Origin of the sequence: Streptomyces sp. NPDC012466 (assembly GCF_042955215.1) — a bacterium.
Classification (GTDB): Bacteria; Actinomycetota; Actinomycetes; order Streptomycetales; family Streptomycetaceae; genus Streptomyces.
Map to the genome: position 1 here is coordinate 647,390 of NZ_JBIBEQ010000002.1, position 16,462 is coordinate 663,851.

The 16,462-nt window shown below is 72.3% G+C and carries 12 protein-coding genes and 1 pseudogene; 8 read left to right on the plus strand and 5 right to left on the minus strand.

All coding sequences use genetic code 11. The features are described from left to right. Positions 1 to 97 precede the first annotated feature (97 nt). The 7 genes from ACFY9E_RS10430 to ACFY9E_RS10460 all read left to right on the plus strand — a co-directional run bounded on the left by ACFY9E_RS10430 (position 98) and on the right by ACFY9E_RS10460 (position 10,805). Entirely contained in the window at positions 98 to 1,549 is a 1,452-nt protein-coding gene (locus ACFY9E_RS10430) for a hypothetical protein (RefSeq protein WP_390981329.1), read from the plus strand. 68 nt (positions 1,550 to 1,617) lie between these two features. After that, the gene (locus tag ACFY9E_RS10435) at positions 1,618 to 2,598 is read left to right on the plus strand and encodes a transporter substrate-binding domain-containing protein (protein ID WP_390982054.1); all 981 of its coding nucleotides are present in this window, start codon (positions 1,618 to 1,620) and stop codon (positions 2,596 to 2,598) included. A gap of 79 nt (positions 2,599 to 2,677) precedes the next feature. Beyond that, complete coding sequence (locus tag ACFY9E_RS10440; RefSeq protein WP_390981331.1) at positions 2,678 to 4,015, plus strand: hypothetical protein; 1,338 nt, start codon at positions 2,678 to 2,680, stop codon at positions 4,013 to 4,015. A 17-nt stretch (positions 4,016 to 4,032) separates the two neighbouring features. Continuing rightward, positions 4,033 to 6,579, plus strand: a complete 2,547-nt coding sequence (locus tag ACFY9E_RS10445) for a tetratricopeptide repeat protein (protein WP_390981333.1) — start codon at positions 4,033 to 4,035, stop codon at positions 6,577 to 6,579. 3 nt (positions 6,580 to 6,582) lie between these two features. Beyond that, the gene (locus ACFY9E_RS10450) at positions 6,583 to 7,998 is read left to right on the plus strand and encodes a protein phosphatase 2C domain-containing protein (protein WP_390981334.1); all 1,416 of its coding nucleotides are present in this window, start codon (positions 6,583 to 6,585) and stop codon (positions 7,996 to 7,998) included. A 99-nt stretch (positions 7,999 to 8,097) separates the two neighbouring features. After that, positions 8,098 to 9,444 (plus strand): VWA domain-containing protein, encoded by a 1,347-nt coding sequence (locus tag ACFY9E_RS10455; protein WP_390981336.1) that lies wholly within the window; start codon positions 8,098 to 8,100, stop codon positions 9,442 to 9,444. A gap of 32 nt (positions 9,445 to 9,476) precedes the next feature. Next, positions 9,477 to 10,805 carry an FHA domain-containing protein gene (locus ACFY9E_RS10460; RefSeq protein ID WP_390981338.1) on the plus strand — a complete coding sequence of 443 codons (1,329 nt, stop codon included), beginning with the start codon at positions 9,477 to 9,479 and terminating at the stop codon, positions 10,803 to 10,805. A 6-nt stretch (positions 10,806 to 10,811) separates the two neighbouring features. On the opposite strand, the gene ACFY9E_RS10465 is transcribed toward ACFY9E_RS10460, so the two are convergent. Further along, the gene (locus ACFY9E_RS10465; RefSeq protein ID WP_390981340.1) at positions 10,812 to 11,795 is read right to left on the minus strand and encodes a methyltransferase domain-containing protein; all 984 of its coding nucleotides are present in this window, start codon (positions 11,793 to 11,795) and stop codon (positions 10,812 to 10,814) included. A gap of 59 nt (positions 11,796 to 11,854) precedes the next feature. Here ACFY9E_RS10465 and ACFY9E_RS10470 point away from each other — a divergent pair, with 59 nt between their 5' ends. Beyond that, complete coding sequence (locus ACFY9E_RS10470; protein ID WP_053671759.1) at positions 11,855 to 12,268, plus strand: globin; 414 nt, start codon at positions 11,855 to 11,857, stop codon at positions 12,266 to 12,268. Positions 12,269 to 12,286: 18 nt separating this feature from the next. Here the strand turns inward: ACFY9E_RS10470 and ACFY9E_RS10475 are convergent, their stop codons facing one another. The 4 genes and pseudogenes from ACFY9E_RS10475 to ACFY9E_RS10490 all read right to left on the minus strand — a co-directional run. Beyond that, entirely contained in the window at positions 12,287 to 12,955 is a 669-nt protein-coding gene (locus ACFY9E_RS10475; RefSeq protein ID WP_390981342.1) for a hypothetical protein, read from the minus strand. Then, entirely contained in the window at positions 12,952 to 13,365 is a 414-nt protein-coding gene (locus ACFY9E_RS10480; protein WP_352099376.1) for a thioesterase family protein, read from the minus strand. Before ACFY9E_RS10480 ends, ACFY9E_RS10475 begins: the two co-directional genes overlap by 4 nt. A gap of 6 nt (positions 13,366 to 13,371) precedes the next feature. Then, a complete protein-coding gene (gene ettA / locus ACFY9E_RS10485) occupies positions 13,372 to 15,036 on the minus strand; it encodes an energy-dependent translational throttle protein EttA (RefSeq protein ID WP_390981344.1) in 1,665 nt (554 codons plus the stop codon). A 219-nt stretch (positions 15,037 to 15,255) separates the two neighbouring features. After that, positions 15,256 to 15,710 (minus strand): annotated as a pseudogene (locus ACFY9E_RS10490) (UTRA domain-containing protein); the annotation flags it as partial. Positions 15,711 to 16,462: the final 752 nt, after the last annotated feature.

The following is a 16,462-nucleotide window of genomic DNA, read 5'->3' on the forward strand; positions in this document are numbered from 1 at the left end:
CCACGCTGCGATCCGATCAAGATCCAGGCAAGGCCGGTGCGGATGTCGGCCCCGGCAGCGATACTTGCGGCGACGGATGACCACGGGGGAGGTCACAGTGACGTACACGCCGAAGAGCAGCCCGCCACCACCGGGCCCGGGCCTGCCCATCCTGCCGGCGGTACCGGCACAGGCGGCACCCCCGGCCCGGCCGCCCGGCAGCGCCCCGGCGCCGCCCGCACCCCCGGCGGGACCCCGCCGCACCGCCTTCGCCGAGGGCCTCGACCAGCTCCGCTCCGCCGCCACCACCGAACCCGGCCGCCTCCGCATCATCGGCGCCCTCCTGGCCCTCCTCGTCATCGCCTTCGGCGCGGTCGCCGCCTGGCAGATGACCGGCCGCGCGGCCGCCGCCGACGACGTCCTCACCCGCAGCCAGCCCCTCAGCTCGGACGCCGCCGACATCTACCGATCCCTCGCGGACGCCAACACCGCCGCCTCCAGCGGCTTCCTCGCCGGCGGCCAGGAGTCGGCCACCACCCGCGACCGCTACGAGCGTGACATCCGCACGGCCGCCGAGAAGCTCGTCAACGCCGCCGCCAACGCCGACCCGGACTCCCCGTCCACGGCGACGATCGCCAAGCTCAACCGGCTCCTCCCGGAGTACAAGGGCCTGGTGGAGCGCGCCCGTACGTACAACCGCCAGGGCTTCCCCGTCGGCGGCGCCTACCTGCGCTACGCCAACGAGAAGATGCAACAGCAGATGCTCCCGGCGGCGGAGGACCTGTACAAGAAGGAGAACCAGCGCCTGCGCGCGGACTACGCGGGCGCCACCCCGTACCCGTGGGCGGCCATCGCCCTCGGCGTCGCCGCCCTGGCCGCCCTCGCCTGGGCCCAGCACCGCAACTACCGGCGGACGAACAGGGTCCTGAACCACGGCCTGGTGACCGCCACGGCCACGGCCACCGTCGTCCTCCTCTGGCTGGTCGTGGGCCACACCTTCGCCCGCGCGGGCCTGAACGACTCCTACGACCACGGCGTCCGCTCCCTGAACGTCCTGCACGACGCGCGCATCGCCTCCCTCAAGGCCCGGGGCAACGAGAACCTGACCCTGGTGGCCCGCGGCGCGGAGACGAAGAAGGTCGGCGAAACGACCTACGACGCCTACGACTACGACTTCGGCTCGGACATCAAGGCCCTCGCCGCACACCTGGCGGCGGCGGAGAAGCTCGCCGACGACACCTCGGGCGAACGCCCCGTCACCGCCGCCGTGGGCAACATGACGGAGTGGAAGAAGCGCCACACCGCGGCCCGCGAGCAGGACGAGAACGGCAACTACCAGCAGGCCCTGGACAGGGTCATCGGCGCCAAGGGCGCGACGGGCGAGTGCTTCGACAGCGTCGACGAGAACCTGCGCACGGCACTCGCCCACGAGGAGACGGAGTTCAAGCGCGCGGCGGGTGACGGCCGCGACGCACTGACGGGCCTGCCGGCCGGCGCGGCCGTGCTCGCGGTGCTGGGCGCCGCGGGCGCGGTCCTGGGCATCGGCCGCAGGCTGTCGGAGTACCGGTGAACGGGCCAGGGGCGAAGGGAGGAACGACCGTGCGAGACGCACTCAGGGGCTGGGGCGGAGTGACCGCGATGGCAGTCGTCTGCGCCCTGGTGGCGCTGGTGGCCCTCTGCCTGCCGCTCACCACGGCCACCACGGCCACCCAGAACACCACCGCGGCCACGCGCACCGCCGGCACGGCGGCGGAAGAGGACTGCGAGGCCCCCGAGAAGCAGACGCTCTCCCCCTCCTCCGCCGACGGCGACACCATCCGGGCGATCAAGAACCGCGAGGGCGAGAAGCGCAAACTCATCGTCGGTGTCGACCAGAACAGCTACCGCTGGGGCTACCGCAACCCCAACAGCGGCAAGACCGCGGAGCTCGAGGGCTTCGACATCGACCTGGTCCACCGCATCGCCGAGGACATCCTCGGCGACCCGAACGCCGTGCAGTTCAAGGCGATCCCCACCGACCAGCGCATCCCGGCGATCAAGGACGGCCGTGTGGACATGGTCGTCCGCACGATGACCATCAACTGCGCCCGCATCGCCGACGTGGCCTTCTCCGCGCCCTACTTCAAGACGGGCCAGCAGGTCCTGGCCCCGAAGTCCTCGCCCGTCAAGGGCTACGACGGCACGCTCGCGGACCGCCGCGTCTGCACGGCCGCCGGCTCGACGGCGTACGCGAAGCTGGAGGCGGACCAGAAGGCCGGCGACCTCCCCGCCAGCACCGACATCTCCACCACCGTGCCGAACCAACTCGACTGCCTGGTGCGGCTCCAGCTGGGCGAAGTCGACGCGGTGGTCACCGACGGCGCTCTCGCGGCGAGCCAGGCGGCACAGGATCCGACGGTCCAGCTCAAGGGTGACGCCTTCACTGCCGAGTACTACGGCGTGGCGATGAAAAAGGACGCGGACGATCTGGTACGCCGGGTCAACCAGATCCTGGTGGACTACCGCAAGGACACCGCGAACGGCTGGCAGGCGTCGTACGACCAATGGCTGTCGGCAACCCTGGGCAAGGATGCGAAGAAGTCGGAACCACCGGCACCGCAGTACCTCCGCACCACCTGACCCCCTGCCGAACCCACGAGCACCCGCACCAGACGACGACAGACGACACGCGACACACGACCGCAGCGAGAGGTGATCGATGGGCGTCACGGGATCCACCGGGCCGGTGATGGACCGGGACGAGGTGGACCGTGCGCTGGCGCGGCTCGGCGCGGAGCACGAGGCGATCGAGACCTCGCTCCTCGCCCTGCAGGACCACGCGGGCCGCAGACTCCTGGAAGGCGCCCGGCTCACCGGCGTCACCCAGGAGCGCTGGACGTCCACGGAGGCGTCGATCACGCTGCTGTGGACGTACTTCGACGCCTACACCGACGCGCTGCGCACCGCCCGCGACATCCGGGCCCGGCGCCGCTGGTCCAGCCGCGAGGACCTGGTGGAGCTGACGGAGCTGCTGAACGGCGACTCGGTCACCGTCGCGGGCAGCGCCACGGCGACGGCCAACGCCCCCACCCTGCACGGCGGTCCGACCAAGCTCAGCGAGCGCTACTCCCTCTCCGCCCTCGTCGACCGGATGAACGAGCTGTACGCGACGAGCCTGGACATGATCGTCGCCGCGGACGCGGTCTGGTCGGCTCTGCCCGCCCGGATCGATCTGCTCGCGGCGGAGCTCCAGCGCACCCGCCGGCTCGCGCACTCGGTCGGCGTGCGCCCCGGCGAGCACCCGGCAGGCGACGACCTGGAGCGCATCACGCGGATACTGACGAAGCTGCGCGAGCAGGTGGTCTCGGACCCGCTGGCGTTCTGGCTGGCCGCGGAGGGCAGTTCGGCTCCGGGCGGCGGCAGGCCGGACACGGCGGTGTACGACCGCGAGGCACGTGCCCTGGAGGACGTACGCCGCGAGATCGACGCCGTGCTGACCGTGCGCCAGGACGCCGAGAAGCGGATCGTGCGGCTGCGGGACATCCTCAGCCGCGCGGACCGCACGCTCGCCGAGGCGCGCACGGCTCGCGGCGAGGTCCTGGCGAAGATCGCGGCGACGGAGGTGCCGGTCGTCAGCGGCCCGCCGACCGTGCTCCAGGAGCAGCTGGCGGCGGCCGCGGAGTACCGCAGGCAGGCGCAGTGGCACCGGCTGTCCCCGCTGCTGGAGTCGCTGGAGCAGAAGGCGGAGGACGAACTGCTGCGCGCCCGCGAGTCGTTGACGGCCGTCACCGCCCCGCTGGCGGTCCGCGCCGAGCTGCGCGGCCGGCTGGACGCGTACAAGGCGAAGGTCGCCCGGCACGGTTTCGCGGAGGACACCCTGCTGGTGGAGCGGTACGAGAAGGCGCGCCGCATGCTGTGGAGCGCCCCCTGCGACCTGCGCGCCGCCGAGCAGGCGGTGCTGCGCTACCAGCACGCGGCCGCCGAGCTGCTGGGCGGCGGCCCGCGGGTGCCGGGGCAGGGCGTGCCCGAGGACGACCGGAGGGGGCCGGGCGCATGAGTGACGAGGGGGAGTCCATGAGTCAGGCACCGCAGGAGCCACCCGGCGTGTCCGGACGCACCTGCCAGCGCCCCACCTGCGGCGGCACCTACGAGGACGTGGGCGGCGGGGAACTGTACTGCGACACCTGCGGTCTCGCCCCGGTCGTCGCGGAGAACGGCATGGTCGGCTCGCCTCCCACCGGCATCACCGCCGGAGGCAGGGGCGGCTCCCGCGGGTCCGCCGGCAGTGGCAGTTCCCGCTCCGGCAGCCGCAGTTCGCGGACCTCCTCCCAGTCGTCGAAGTCCCGCCGTTCGGTGTCGGGACGCCTCTCGCGGTCCCTGTCGGGTGCGTCGACGGGCCGCTCGGTGTCGGTGCGCAGCTCCGGCTCGACCACCGGTTCCGCGTCCCGGGGGCGGCTGGGCGCCGGGCTGGTGCAGGTGCCGCCGATCCCGCGGCCCGACCCGCGCGAGATGGTCCTGGACAACCCCGAGGTGCCCGAGAGGAAGCGGTTCTGCTCGCGCTCCGACTGCGGAGCGCCGGTGGGCCGGGCGCGCGGCGACCGGCCGGGCCGTACGGAGGGCTTCTGCACCAAGTGCGGCCATCCGTACTCGTTCGTGCCGAAGCTGAAGGCCGGGGACGTGGTGCACGGCCAGTACGAGGTGGTCGGCTGCCTGGCGCACGGCGGCCTGGGCTGGATCTACCTCGCCGTCGACCGGGCGGTCTCGGACCGCTGGGTGGTCCTCAAGGGCCTGCTGGACACGGGCGACCAGGACGCGATGGCGGCGGCGATCTCCGAGCGTCGTTTCCTCGCGGAGATCGAGCACGCCAACATCGTGCGGATCTACAACTTCGTGGAGCATCTGGACCAGCGCACGGGCTCGCTCGACGGCTACATCGTCATGGAGTACGTCGGCGGCAAGTCCCTCAAGGAGATCGCCAACGCCCGCCGCACCGCGCAGGGCAGACGGGACCCGCTGCCGGTGGAGCAGGCCTGCGCGTACGGCATCGAGGCGCTGGAGGCGCTCGGGCACCTGCACAGCCGGAACCTGCTGTACTGCGACTTCAAGGTCGACAACGCGATCCAGACCGAGGACCAGCTCAAGCTGATCGACATGGGCGCGGTGCGCAGGATGGACGACGAGGAGTCGGCCATCTACGGCACGGTCGGCTACCAGGCCCCGGAAGTGGCCGAGGCGGGCCCGTCGGTGGCGAGCGACCTGTACACGGTCGCCCGCACCCTCGCCGTCATGACGTTCGACTTCCAGGGCTACACCAACGTCTACGCCGACTCCCTGCCCGACCCGGACCACATCGAGGTGTTCCGGCAGTACGAGTCGTTCTACCGGCTCCTGGTCCGTGCCACGGATCCCGACCCGGCCCGCCGCTTCGCCTCCGCGCAGGAGATGACCGAGCAGCTGACGGGCGTCCTGCGGGAGGTCGTCTCCCTCCAGACGGGTCGTGCCCGCCCCGCCCTGTCCACGCTCTTCGGACCGGAACTACGGGTCACGGACACGGAGTTGTTCCCGAGGCTGGACGCAGAGGTGTCCCGCCTCGGGGCCCGTGCGGTGCGGACCCGGGCGCCCGCCGGTGCTCCTGCCGTCCTGCCCCACCCGCAGCGGCCCGAGGGCCCGCACAGCCTCGTCAAGCCTGTCGACACCCCTGCCGCCGCCTTCGCCCTGCCGGTCCCCCGGGTCGACCCGGGTGACCCCAACGCCGGTTTCCTGGCGGGCCTGATGACCTCGGCACCCGCCGAACTGCTCGGCGCCCTGGCAGCGGCTCCGGCCCCGTCGATCGAGACGCGTCTGAGGCAGATCCGGGCCTGGCTGGAGACCGGCGAGCCGGCCGCCGCGCTCCAGGCGCTGGTCGCGCTGGAGGGTGAACGGCCCGACGACTGGCGGGTGGTCTGGTACCGGGGCGTGGCCGCGCTGGTGACGGGCGACGACGAGGGCGCCGCGCTCGCCTTCGACGCGATCTACGACGCCTTCCCGGGCGAGATCGCGCCCAAGCTGGCGCTGGGCCTGTGCGCGGAGGTGCTGGGGCAGCTCGACAACGCCGCCGAGTACTACCGGCTGGTGTGGTCGACCGACCCGAGCTTTGTGAGCGCCGCGTTCGGCCTGGCCCGCGTGCAGCTCGCGACCGGGGACCGGCGGGGTGCCGTACGCACGCTGGAGTCGGTGCCGGAGTCCTCCATCCACTACACGGCCGCGCGGGTGGCGGCCGTCCGGGCACGGCTGCGGCAGCGCACGGCGACCGCCTCCGACGCGTCGTTCCTGGAGGATCTGACAGCCGCCGCGGCGCAGGTCGAGGCGCTGGAGGCGTACGGTCTGGATCCGGCGCGGCGGGAGCAGTTGTCGGCCGAAGTCCTCGGCTGCGCGCTGGACTGGGTACTCTCCGGGGGCCAGGGTTCCGCCCCTCCCGCCGCCGGGGGACGGACGCTGCTCGGCAGCGGCCTGGACGAGCGGGGCCTGCGTTTCGGTCTGGAACGCTCGTACCGCACGCTGGCCCGGCTGGCGCGGGGCGGCGAGGAGAGGATCGACCTGGTGGAACGTGCCAATCGTTACCGCCCCCGGACGTGGGTGTAGTTGATGTCGCAGATGCCCCAGTTGTCCGCCTGCCCGAGTTGCGAGGAACCCCTCGAGTCGGGTGACCGTTTCTGCGGCGCGTGCGGATACGACCTGTCCGCCGTGCCGGAACGGCCTCAGGACAACCCGACCATCACCATGAACGGCTCGGTGCCCGCCCAGGGCGCTCCGGCCGGTGCGTACCCCGAGCCCCCGTCGGCGCCACCCGCCGGCGCGGCCTGGCCCGCCCCCGGGCCGGACGGCGCGGGCGCCCCGGATGCGGTGCACCTGCCGACGGACCTGCCGGGCACCGACTCGGGCGGCTCCGCGCTGCCGCCACAGACGCCCCCGCCCCCGAGCGCCCCGCCGGCCCCGGCCGCGGGCGTGCGGTTCGACCGGCCGCCGCAGCCCGACGGGCCTGCCGCGTCGCCGGAGATCTACCAGACACAGCCCGACGAGTACCTCCTCCAGGCACCGGACCCACGGGTGTCCGCCGAGCCGGCGGCCCAGGCCGCGGGCACCGGCGGCAAGGTCTGCGTCGCCTGCCGGGCCGGCCGCGTGGACGACGACGGCTACTGCGAGAACTGCGGCCACGCCCAGCCGCGCGAACGGGACCACATGGAGCAGGAGTCCGGCCCGGTGGCCGCGGTCAGCGACCGCGGTCTGCGCCACCACCGCAACGAGGACGCGTTCGCCATCGGCACCACCGCGCTGCCCGACGGCTCCCCCGCCTCCGTCGCGATCGTCTGCGACGGCGTCTCCTCGGCGACCCGCCCCGACGACGCCTCCGCGGCGGCCTCGAAGGCGGCGGGCGAAGCGCTGCTGGCGGCCCTGCCGCGCGGCACGCACCCGCAGCAGGCGATGCACGACGCGATCCTCGCCGCCTCGCGCGCCGTCAACTCGCTCGCCGGCGAACCCGCCACGGCCCGCGAACAGGCCCCCCACCAGAACGCCCCCGCCTGCACCATCGTCGGCGCCGTGGTGACGTCGGGCCTGCTGATCGTCGGCTGGGTCGGCGACAGCCGCGCCTACTGGGTCCCGGTCGACCGCAGCGCTCCCCCGGCCCGGCTCACCGAGGACGACTCGTGGGCCGCGCAGATGGTCGCCGCGGGCCTGATGAACGAGGCCGAGGCCTACGCCGACGAGCGCGCCCACGCGATCACCGGCTGGCTGGGCGCCGACGCCTACGAGCTGGAACCGCACACCGCCGCGTTCAAGCCGGACCGGCCCGGCGTGGTGGTGGTCTGCACGGACGGCCTGTGGAACTACGCGGAGGCCGCCGAGGACATGGCCCGGGTGGTCCCGCTCGACGCCGCCGTGCACCCGCTGCACAGCGCCCGGGTGCTCCTCGGTCACGCCCTGGACGGCGGGGGCCACGACAACGTAACAGTGGCGCTCGTGCCGTTCCCCGCCGTGCCCCAGGGGGCAGGATCGGCCTGAGGCCACGTACGGGGACGCCTCGGCGGACCGGAGGGGACCGGTCCGCCTACCGTCATCACCCCGCCGCGGCGGGGGCTTTGGAGGGGGATCGAAGCAGGCATGGCCAATTTCTCGAAGTCGAACGTGCCCCAGTTCTCGGTGGACGTGTACCAGAACGAGTACCTGCCGGAGGGCGCCGGCGAGGTCAACGCCATCGTCACGGTGACGGCGACCGGCGGCGGCACGATCGGCAGCGCGGTCGCGGCGCCCCACCTCTACTCGCCCGGCCAGGGCCCGTCCGCGGCCGTGGCGGTCATGGTCGACTGCTCCGGGTCGATGGACTACCCGCCGACCAAGATGCGCAACGCCCGCGACGCGACGGCCGCGGCGATCGACACCCTGCGTGACGGTGTGCACTTCGCGGTGATCGGCGGGACGCACGTGGCGAAGGAGGTCTACCCGGGCGGCGGGCGCGTCGCGGTCGCCGACGCCACCACCCGGGAGCAGGCCAAGCAGGCGCTGCGCTCGCTCAGCGCCGGCGGCGGCACCGCCATCGGCACCTGGCTGAGACTGGCCGACCGCCTGCTGTCCTCCGCGGACGTCGCGATCCGGCACGGCATCCTGCTCACCGACGGCCGCAACGAGCACGAGTCGCCGCAGGACCTGAAGGCCGCGCTCGACGCGTGCGCCGGGCGGTTCACGTGTGACGCGCGGGGCGTGGGCACGGACTGGGAAGTGAAAGAAGTCACAGCGATCGCCTCCGCCCTGCTCGGCACCGCCGACATCGTCGCCGACCCGGCCGGGCTCGCCGCCGACTTCACGCAGATGATGGAGACGGCGATGGGCAAGGAGGTCGCGGACGTCTCCCTGCGGCTGTGGACCCCGGTCGGCACGACCGTGAAGTTCGTCAAGCAGGTCGCGCCGACGGTCGAGGAACTGACCGGCCGGCGCACCGAGGCGGGCCCGCGCGCCGGTGACTATCCCCTCGGTTCCTGGGGGGACGAGTCCCGTGACTACCACGTCTGCGTGGAGGTCCCGGCCGCGAACATCGGGCAGGAGATGCTGGCGGCCCGGATCTCGCTGGTCATTCCGCAGCCCGACGGCAGCGCCCAGAACCTCGGCGCGCAGGGCCTGGTGCGGGCGGTGTGGACGGACGACATGGTCGCCTCGACGTCGATCAACCCCCAGGTCGCCCACTACACCGGGCAGGCCGAACTGGCACAAGTCATCCAACAGGGGCTGGATCTTCGTAAGTCGGGCGATATGGATGGAGCAACGGCCAAACTGGGCCGGGCCGTTCAGCTCGCGAGTGCCTCCGGGAACGCCGATACTGCGAAACTGCTTGCGAAGGTGGTGGACGTGGTCGATGCCGCGACCGGTACTGTGCGACTGAAGGCGAAGGTCGCGGAGGCTGACGAGATGACGCTCGAAACCCGTTCCACCAAGACTGTTCGCGTGAAGAAGTGACCTAGAAGAGATCGAAGGAGGGACGCGCCGACATGCCGACCTGCCCGAACGGACACCAGTCGGGTTCCGACGACTGGTGCGAGGTCTGCGGTCACCGCATGGCGGGTGCCGTGCCTCCGCCTCCTCCCCCGCCGCCGCCCGGCGGCTACGGCTTCCCGCCCCCCGCCGGCCCGGGCGGCCCCCAGGGCCCCGGTGGCCAGCCCGGCGGACGCCCGCCGCACCTGTCCGCCGTACCGAACGCCGAGCCGGAACTCTGCCCGCAGTGCCGTACGCCGCGTGAGGGCGGCGCCCCGTTCTGCGAGGAGTGCCGGTGGAACTTCCTGACGAACACGGCGACGTCGTACACGCCCGCGGCCCCGCCGCCCGGTCCGGGTGCGCCTTTCCAGCCGCCGGGCCGGCCGGGCCCGCCCGGGCCGTCGTACGGCGGTGGTGACTCGTACGAGTACCAGGGCTCCCGCCCCTCGCAGATGAACCGTCCGGCCGAGCCGATCCCGCCGTTCGGCGGCGACCCGTCCGGCCGTCCCGGCCCGGGCGGCCCCGGCGGCTACCCCGGGCCCGGTGGCCACGGGGGTCCTGGCGGCCACGGAGGCCCCGGTGGGCCCGGTGGTCAGGGAGGCCCTCCCGGCCCGCCCGGATTCGGCGCCGACCCCTCGCGGCCGGTCCCGCCCCCGCCCGGACCCGGCGGCCCTGGCGGCCCCGGTGGTCCCGGCGCTCCGCAGGCGTACCACCAGTCCGGCCCGCCGGCCCCGCCCGGATTCCCGCAGGAGACGCAGCGGCCTCCGCAGCAGGGCGGTCCGTCCTTCGGCGGCGGTGACGACGACTGGGTGATCTCCCCGCCGTCGTCCGGCCCCGGCGGCCCCGGTCAGGGCGGCTACGGCTACCCGCAGCCCGGCGCGACCCAGGCCCCTCCCGGCCCCGGCGGCTTCCCGCAGCAGCCCCAGCCCCCGCGGGGACCCGCGACGTGGACGGCGACCATCGGCCCGGACCGCGACTACTTCATGGCGATGATGCAGCGCTCCGGCCCCGAGGCCGCGGGCCTGAACCTGCCCGCGTACTCGCCGGAGCAGCAGCGCCAGCTCACCGGCAACCAGCTCACGATCGGCCGCCGGCGGCACTCCACCGGCGACACCCCCGACATCGACCTGTCGGTGCCGCCGGAGGACCCGGGCGTCTCGCACCAGCACGCGGTGCTGGTCCAGCAGCCGGACGGCAGCTGGGCGGTCGTCGACCAGAACTCCACGAACGGCACGACGGTCAACGGCTCGGAGGAACCGATCCAGCCGTTCGTCCCCGTACCGCTCCAGGACGGCGACCGGGTGCACGTGGGCGCCTGGACGACGATCACGATCCGCCGCGGCTGAGCCCGGTCACGACGGGAGGGGCCAGGCGTACGGCCCCTCCGGGTCGTCCAGCCAGGCCCACTCCCTCTCGCCCCGGACCGTGATGCCGTAGCGCTCGCGCTGCGGCCTGCCCTCCTGCTCCCACAGCGCGTGCGCCTCCTGCGGATCGAGGCTGTCGCGGGTCAGGGCCAGCAGGAAGCGGAACAGGTCGTCCTCCCGGGCCCGGCGCGGCACCCCGCCCAACTGGGCCGACTCGCCCCCGGGCCGGCCGGTCCCGCGCAGCGGCACGAAGTAGGCGGGTGTGTGCAGGAAGCGTCCCTCGGCGTCCCCGGCGCCGGTCACCGCCAGCACGATCAGGCCGGTGGCCAGCGGCATCAGGATCCGGCCTCCCGGGCGGCTCTGGGCCACCCAGGCGCGCGGGACGGTGCTCAGGGCGCAGGTGGCGATGATCCGGTCGAACGGCGCGCGCTCCGGCACGCCCCGGGCGCCGTCGCCGGTGACGACGACCGGGTGGTACCCGGCCGCGGCCAGGTGCCTGCGGGCCGACTCCGTGATCTCCGGGTCGAGGTCGACGGTGGTGACCTTGTCGTCGCCCAGCCGGTGGGCCAGCAGCGCCGCGTTGTAGCCGGTGCCGGCGCCGATCTCCAGAACCGTGTGGCCGTCCGCGACGCCCAGCGCGGCCAGCATGTCCGCCATCAGGGACGGCTGGCTGCTGGACGACAGCAGCTCGCCGTCGCGCAGCCGGGTGGCCAGCGGGGTGTCCTCGTAGGCGCCCCGCAGCCACCGCTCCCGCGCCCCGGGGTCGGCGCTCTCGCCCCAGCGGCGTTCGTAGCCGCCGGCGACACCGACGTAGTAGTACGGCACGAAGAGGTGCCGCGGGACCGACGCGAAGGCCTCCCGCCAGCCCGGATCGGCGGCCCAGACCCCGCTCGCCTCGATCCGCCGCACCAGTGCCGCCCGCGCGGCGGCGGCGAGACCGTCGAGTTCACTGCCGGGTGCGTGGTCGCCCATGTCTCCACAGTAGGGGCAGGGTCCTAGGTCTTGAGTCCTATGCCGGGGCGTCTGAGACCATGGATCGCGTGAATGAGATTCGGCGCGGCACGCTTCAGGAGCAGACCTTCTACGAGCAGGTCGGCGGGGAGGAGACCTTCCGCCGGCTCGTCCACCGTTTCTACGAGGGAGTCGCGGAGGACCCGCTGCTGCGGCCCATGTACCCCGAGGAGGACCTGGGCCCCGCCGAGGAGCGCCTCGTGCTGTTCCTCATCCAGTACTGGGGCGGCCCCACGACGTACAGCGAGAACCGCGGCCACCCGCGGCTGCGGATGCGGCACGCGCCCTTCGCGGTCGACCGTGCGGCGCACGACGCGTGGCTGAAGCACATGCGGGTCGCCGTCGAGGAGCTGGGCCTGTCCGAGGAGCACGAGCACACGCTGTGGAACTACCTGACGTACGCGGCGGCCTCGATGGTCAACACCGCGGGCTGACGCCCGCCGGGGGGCCGGTCAGCGGACGCTGACGTCCAGCGCCCCGAGCCCGGCACGCCGTACGGCGACGGACCCGTACGGTGTGCGCAGCCTCAGCCACGCACCCGAGGAGAACAGCGCCGGCGGCACTCCGGGCCGCAGGAACCCGAGGGACTGCGCCGCGTGCACGGCCCGGACGGGGAGCCGGGTGTCCCCGACCGTACGGGACCAGATGTCCCGCCCGATCCGGTCCAGCTCGTCCCGCGTCCGCCGCTCGGCGGGCAACTCCTGCGTCCGGGAGCGGAACTCGGCGACGACGGCGGCCACCAGGGCCCGCAGGGCGTCCGGAGCGGGCAGCCCCGGCTCGGCCCGCCAGCCCCCGCGGGGCGGCAGCACACCGGCCCACGGCGGCCCGGTCACGGCACCGGGCACGACGGCCGTGCCGGCGTTCTCGTCCACCGTCTCCAGCAACTCACCGGCCGAGACGGTCACGTCCAGCGTGACCTCGAGCCCCTTCTCGTACGGCTTCGCCAGCCGTACCGCCCGCACGGCCAGCACCTCGAAGGACGGGGGCCGCCCGAAGACGGCCAGGGCGGTACCGGCCGCCTGCAGACGCACCGCTGCTCCACGGTCGTAGTGGAGCAGCCTGGAGAGGAAGGCCGCGAGATCCGCCGCCTCCCCCTCGTCGGCGAGGTGGAGCACCGTCATGCGGCGACGGCCTCCTCCTCGGCGTCATCCATGTACTCGCGCAGGAACTCCCGTTCCTCCGCGGTGATCCGGCGCGGGCGCTGTGCCTCGAAGTCGAACGGCACGATCACCGTCGAGGCCCGCACGTAGACCTGGTCGCCGTCCTTCACCTCGTAGGTGAGGGTGAACGACGCGGCCCGGATCTCGGTGACCCACAGCTCGATGTCCACCGGGTGGTGCCGGTGGACGAGCTGCCGCTTGTAGTCGATCTCATGGCGTGCCACCACGGACCCCTGCTTGAAGTCCTTCTCCGGGCGGAACAGGAAGTCGATACGGGCTTCCTCCAGGTAGCGGAGGAACACCACGTTGTTGACGTGGCCGTACGCGTCCATGTCCGCCCAGCGCAGCGGGCAGCGGTAGATGTGCCGCAAGATCGATCAGCCCCGGGTCAGCTTCTTGTAGGTGGCGCGGTGCGGGCGGGCGGCGTCCGGACCGAGCCGCTCGATCTTGTTCTTCTCGTACGACTCGAAGTTGCCCTCGAACCAGAACCACTTGGACTCGCCCTCGTAGGCGAGGATGTGCGTGGCGACCCGGTCCAGAAACCACCGGTCGTGGGAGACGACCACGGCCGCACCCGGGAACTCCAGCAGCGCGTTCTCCAGGCTGCTGAGGGTCTCGACGTCGAGGTCGTTCGTCGGCTCGTCGAGGAGCAGCAGGTTGCCGCCCTGCTTGAGGGTGAGCGCGAGGTTCAGCCGGTTGCGCTCACCGCCGGAGAGCACGCCGGCCGGCTTCTGCTGGTCCGGCCCCTTGAATCCGAAGGCCGAGACGTAGGCACGCGACGGCATCTCGACCTGGCCCACGTTGATGTAGTCCAGCTCGTCGGAGACGACCGCCCACAGCGACTTCTTCGGGTCGATGTTCTCGCGGCTCTGGTCGACGTAGGAGATCTTGACGGTGTCGCCGACCTTGATGGAACCGGAGTCCGGCTCCTCGATGCCCTGGATCATCTTGAACAGGGTCGTCTTACCGGCACCGTTCGGCCCGATGATGCCGACGATCCCGTTCCGCGGCAGCGTGAAGCTGAGGTCGTCGATGAGCAGCTTGTCGCCGAAGCCCTTGCTGAGGTTGTTGACCTCCACGACGATGCTGCCCAGGCGCGGACCCGGCGGGATCTGGATCTCCTCGAAGTCCAGCTTCCGCATCTTGTCGGCCTCGGCGGCCATCTCCTCGTAGCGGGCCAGACGCGCCTTGGACTTGGCCTGACGCCCCTTGGCGTTGGACCGCACCCACTCCAGCTCTTCCTTGAGCCGCTTCTGCCGCTTGGCGTCCTTCTGGCCCTCGACCTTGAGGCGGGCGGCCTTGGTCTCCAGGTACTTGGAGTAGTTGCCCTCGTAGGGGTAGAGGCGACCGCGGTCGACCTCGCAGATCCACTGGGCGACGTTGTCGAGGAAGTACCGGTCGTGGGTGACCGCGACGACGGTGCCCGGGTACTTGGCCAGGTGCTGCTCCAGCCAGTTCACCGACTCGGCGTCGAGGTGGTTGGTGGGCTCGTCGAGCAGCAGCAGGTCGGGCTGCTCCAGCAGCAGCTTGCACAGCGCGACGCGGCGGCGCTCACCACCGGACAGGTTGGTGACGGGCCAGTCTCCGGGCGGGCAGCCCAGCGCATCCATGGCCTGCTCCAGCTGGGCGTCCAGGTCCCACGCGTTGGCGTGGTCCAGGTCCTCCTGGAGCTTGCCCATCTCGTCCATGAGCTCGTCGGTGTAGTCGGTCGCCATCTGCTCGGCGATCTCGTTGAACCGGTCGAGCTTGCCCTTGATCCCGGCGACACCCTCCTGGACGTTCTCCAGGACGGTCTTGTCCTCGGTCAGCGGCGGCTCCTGCTGCAGGATGCCGACCGTGTAACCGGGAGTGAGGAAGGCGTCACCGTTGGACGGCTGCTCGATGCCGGCCATGATCTTCAGGATCGTCGACTTGCCGGCGCCGTTCGGGCCGACGACGCCGATCTTCGCCCCCGGCAGGAAGCTGGTCGTCACGTCGTCGAGGATCACCTTGTCGCCGTGCGCTTTGCGCGCCTTGCGCATGGTGTAAATGAACTCAGCCAAGAGAAACCGTCCGGCAGCTTGAAACTGGCAGTGGGCAGATACACCCCATCTTGCCGTACCGCCACCCCTGGGTGGAAACGCGTATGGCTGGGCGGTCCTGACCTGGGTCTTTGTGATGGACGGCTGAGACTCGCCTGTCACTGTCGGTCGCCATTGGCCGGCCTCGGGCACCCTCGCGCGGCCCAGGCGGCCCAGAGGTGAACACTCGATGGCAGCGTTGACGAGCGCGGCCTTCCGGATGCCCAGAAGAGAGGCCTCCTCGGCGGTCGCCTGTCGCGGCTCCGGCTGCTCCACGGCGTGGCTGACGGTGACACCGGTCGCGGCCATGCGGTTCGCGACACCGGCCCCGGCGTGCGGGCCTCCCTCTGGGAGAACGACGAGAGTGCCCGCGGTGAGGTCGTACGGCTCCCAACTCGTCGACAGTTGCACGGCCTGCCGTCGGCCAGGAACTCGTTTGACGTCCTGACGCACAGGGCGCCCTCGGCGATGCCGAGCCGGGCTGCAATGCCGGCCGGGGCCGGCACCTTGGCGTCGGTCCTGCTCTCCCAGTCGCGTTGTTTGCCCAGGGCCTTCATATCGGTACGGAAGGGCGGCTTCTCGGGCTGCTCGTGCGCAGACGACCGGACGACCCGCACCCGCTGCCGGGGCTCGGTGACGTAGGTCCCGGATCCGGCGGCATGCGCTGGTCATGGCAGGCGAGACAGCGTCCGGAACTGAATCCGGATGTGCAGCCTCAGCCCGCGCCCGACGCCCCGCTCCTCAGGTGCGCACCGTGCGATGAGGGGCGCCGCCCCAAACCGAGCCGTGCCGTGATCCGGGCGCGAGGCGTCCTGCGTTCGCGATCCCGTCCCGTGGGCGGTAGCAGGCAGGGACGGGTCGCACGGACCGCAGTGCTGCCGGATGTGTCGCCGTCATGACGGTGCCCTCATTTCGCGGCTCCGACCCGGACCAGCGTGCAAGGAGGACCGCTAACGGGCCGATCGTCCGGGATGTCGCACAGAGTTCGATACTTCGTTCAGCGATCGAAAGGTAGGGCCCTGCCTGCCGAGCGTCAATATCTCCGCCGAAGAAGGCGCTTTCGCGCGCCGGGCGGCCGGCAGGCCGTCACCCTCGCCCGCTGCCCCGCGTTACCCAAACGTGATGGCCTGCTTCTCGCGCAACCTCTTGACCAGGGGGGACGGCGGGCGCTCATATGACCTCCCCATCACTGACCACTTGAGGGAGGTACGGCCGTGGCACATCCGGCGCACAGCAGCACCTCCCTGGCGGGTTGCGGCCAACGATTAGACCGGCACCTCTCGTCGCGAAAGCCGGGCGAAGTGAGCGCCCGTACCCCCTACGACGCCGCCGGGTCCGGGTTCGCGCCCCGGAGCCGGAGTTCTCCGCACCTCTGCTGAACGCGGTCCGCCAGGGCCTCTTCGCAGTG

Excerpts from the sequence above, each read along its gene's own strand:
- ACFY9E_RS10435 (WP_390982054.1), top strand. The coding sequence starts at position 1,618 with ATGGCAGTCGTCTGCGCCCTGGTGGCGCTGGTGGCCCTCTGCCTGCCG.
- ACFY9E_RS10440 (WP_390981331.1), top strand. The coding sequence starts at position 2,678 with ATGGGCGTCACGGGATCCACCGGGCCGGTGATGGACCGGGACGAGGTG.
- ACFY9E_RS10445 (WP_390981333.1), top strand. The coding sequence starts at position 4,033 with ATGAGTCAGGCACCGCAGGAGCCACCCGGCGTGTCCGGACGCACCTGC.
- ACFY9E_RS10450 (WP_390981334.1), top strand. The coding sequence starts at position 6,583 with ATGTCGCAGATGCCCCAGTTGTCCGCCTGCCCGAGTTGCGAGGAACCC.
- ACFY9E_RS10455 (WP_390981336.1), top strand. The coding sequence starts at position 8,098 with ATGGCCAATTTCTCGAAGTCGAACGTGCCCCAGTTCTCGGTGGACGTG.
- ACFY9E_RS10460 (WP_390981338.1), top strand. The coding sequence starts at position 9,477 with ATGCCGACCTGCCCGAACGGACACCAGTCGGGTTCCGACGACTGGTGC.
- ACFY9E_RS10465 (WP_390981340.1), bottom strand. The coding sequence starts at position 11,795 with ATGGGCGACCACGCACCCGGCAGTGAACTCGACGGTCTCGCCGCCGCC.
- ACFY9E_RS10470 (WP_053671759.1), top strand. The coding sequence starts at position 11,855 with ATGGATCGCGTGAATGAGATTCGGCGCGGCACGCTTCAGGAGCAGACC.
- ACFY9E_RS10475 (WP_390981342.1), bottom strand. The coding sequence starts at position 12,955 with ATGACGGTGCTCCACCTCGCCGACGAGGGGGAGGCGGCGGATCTCGCG.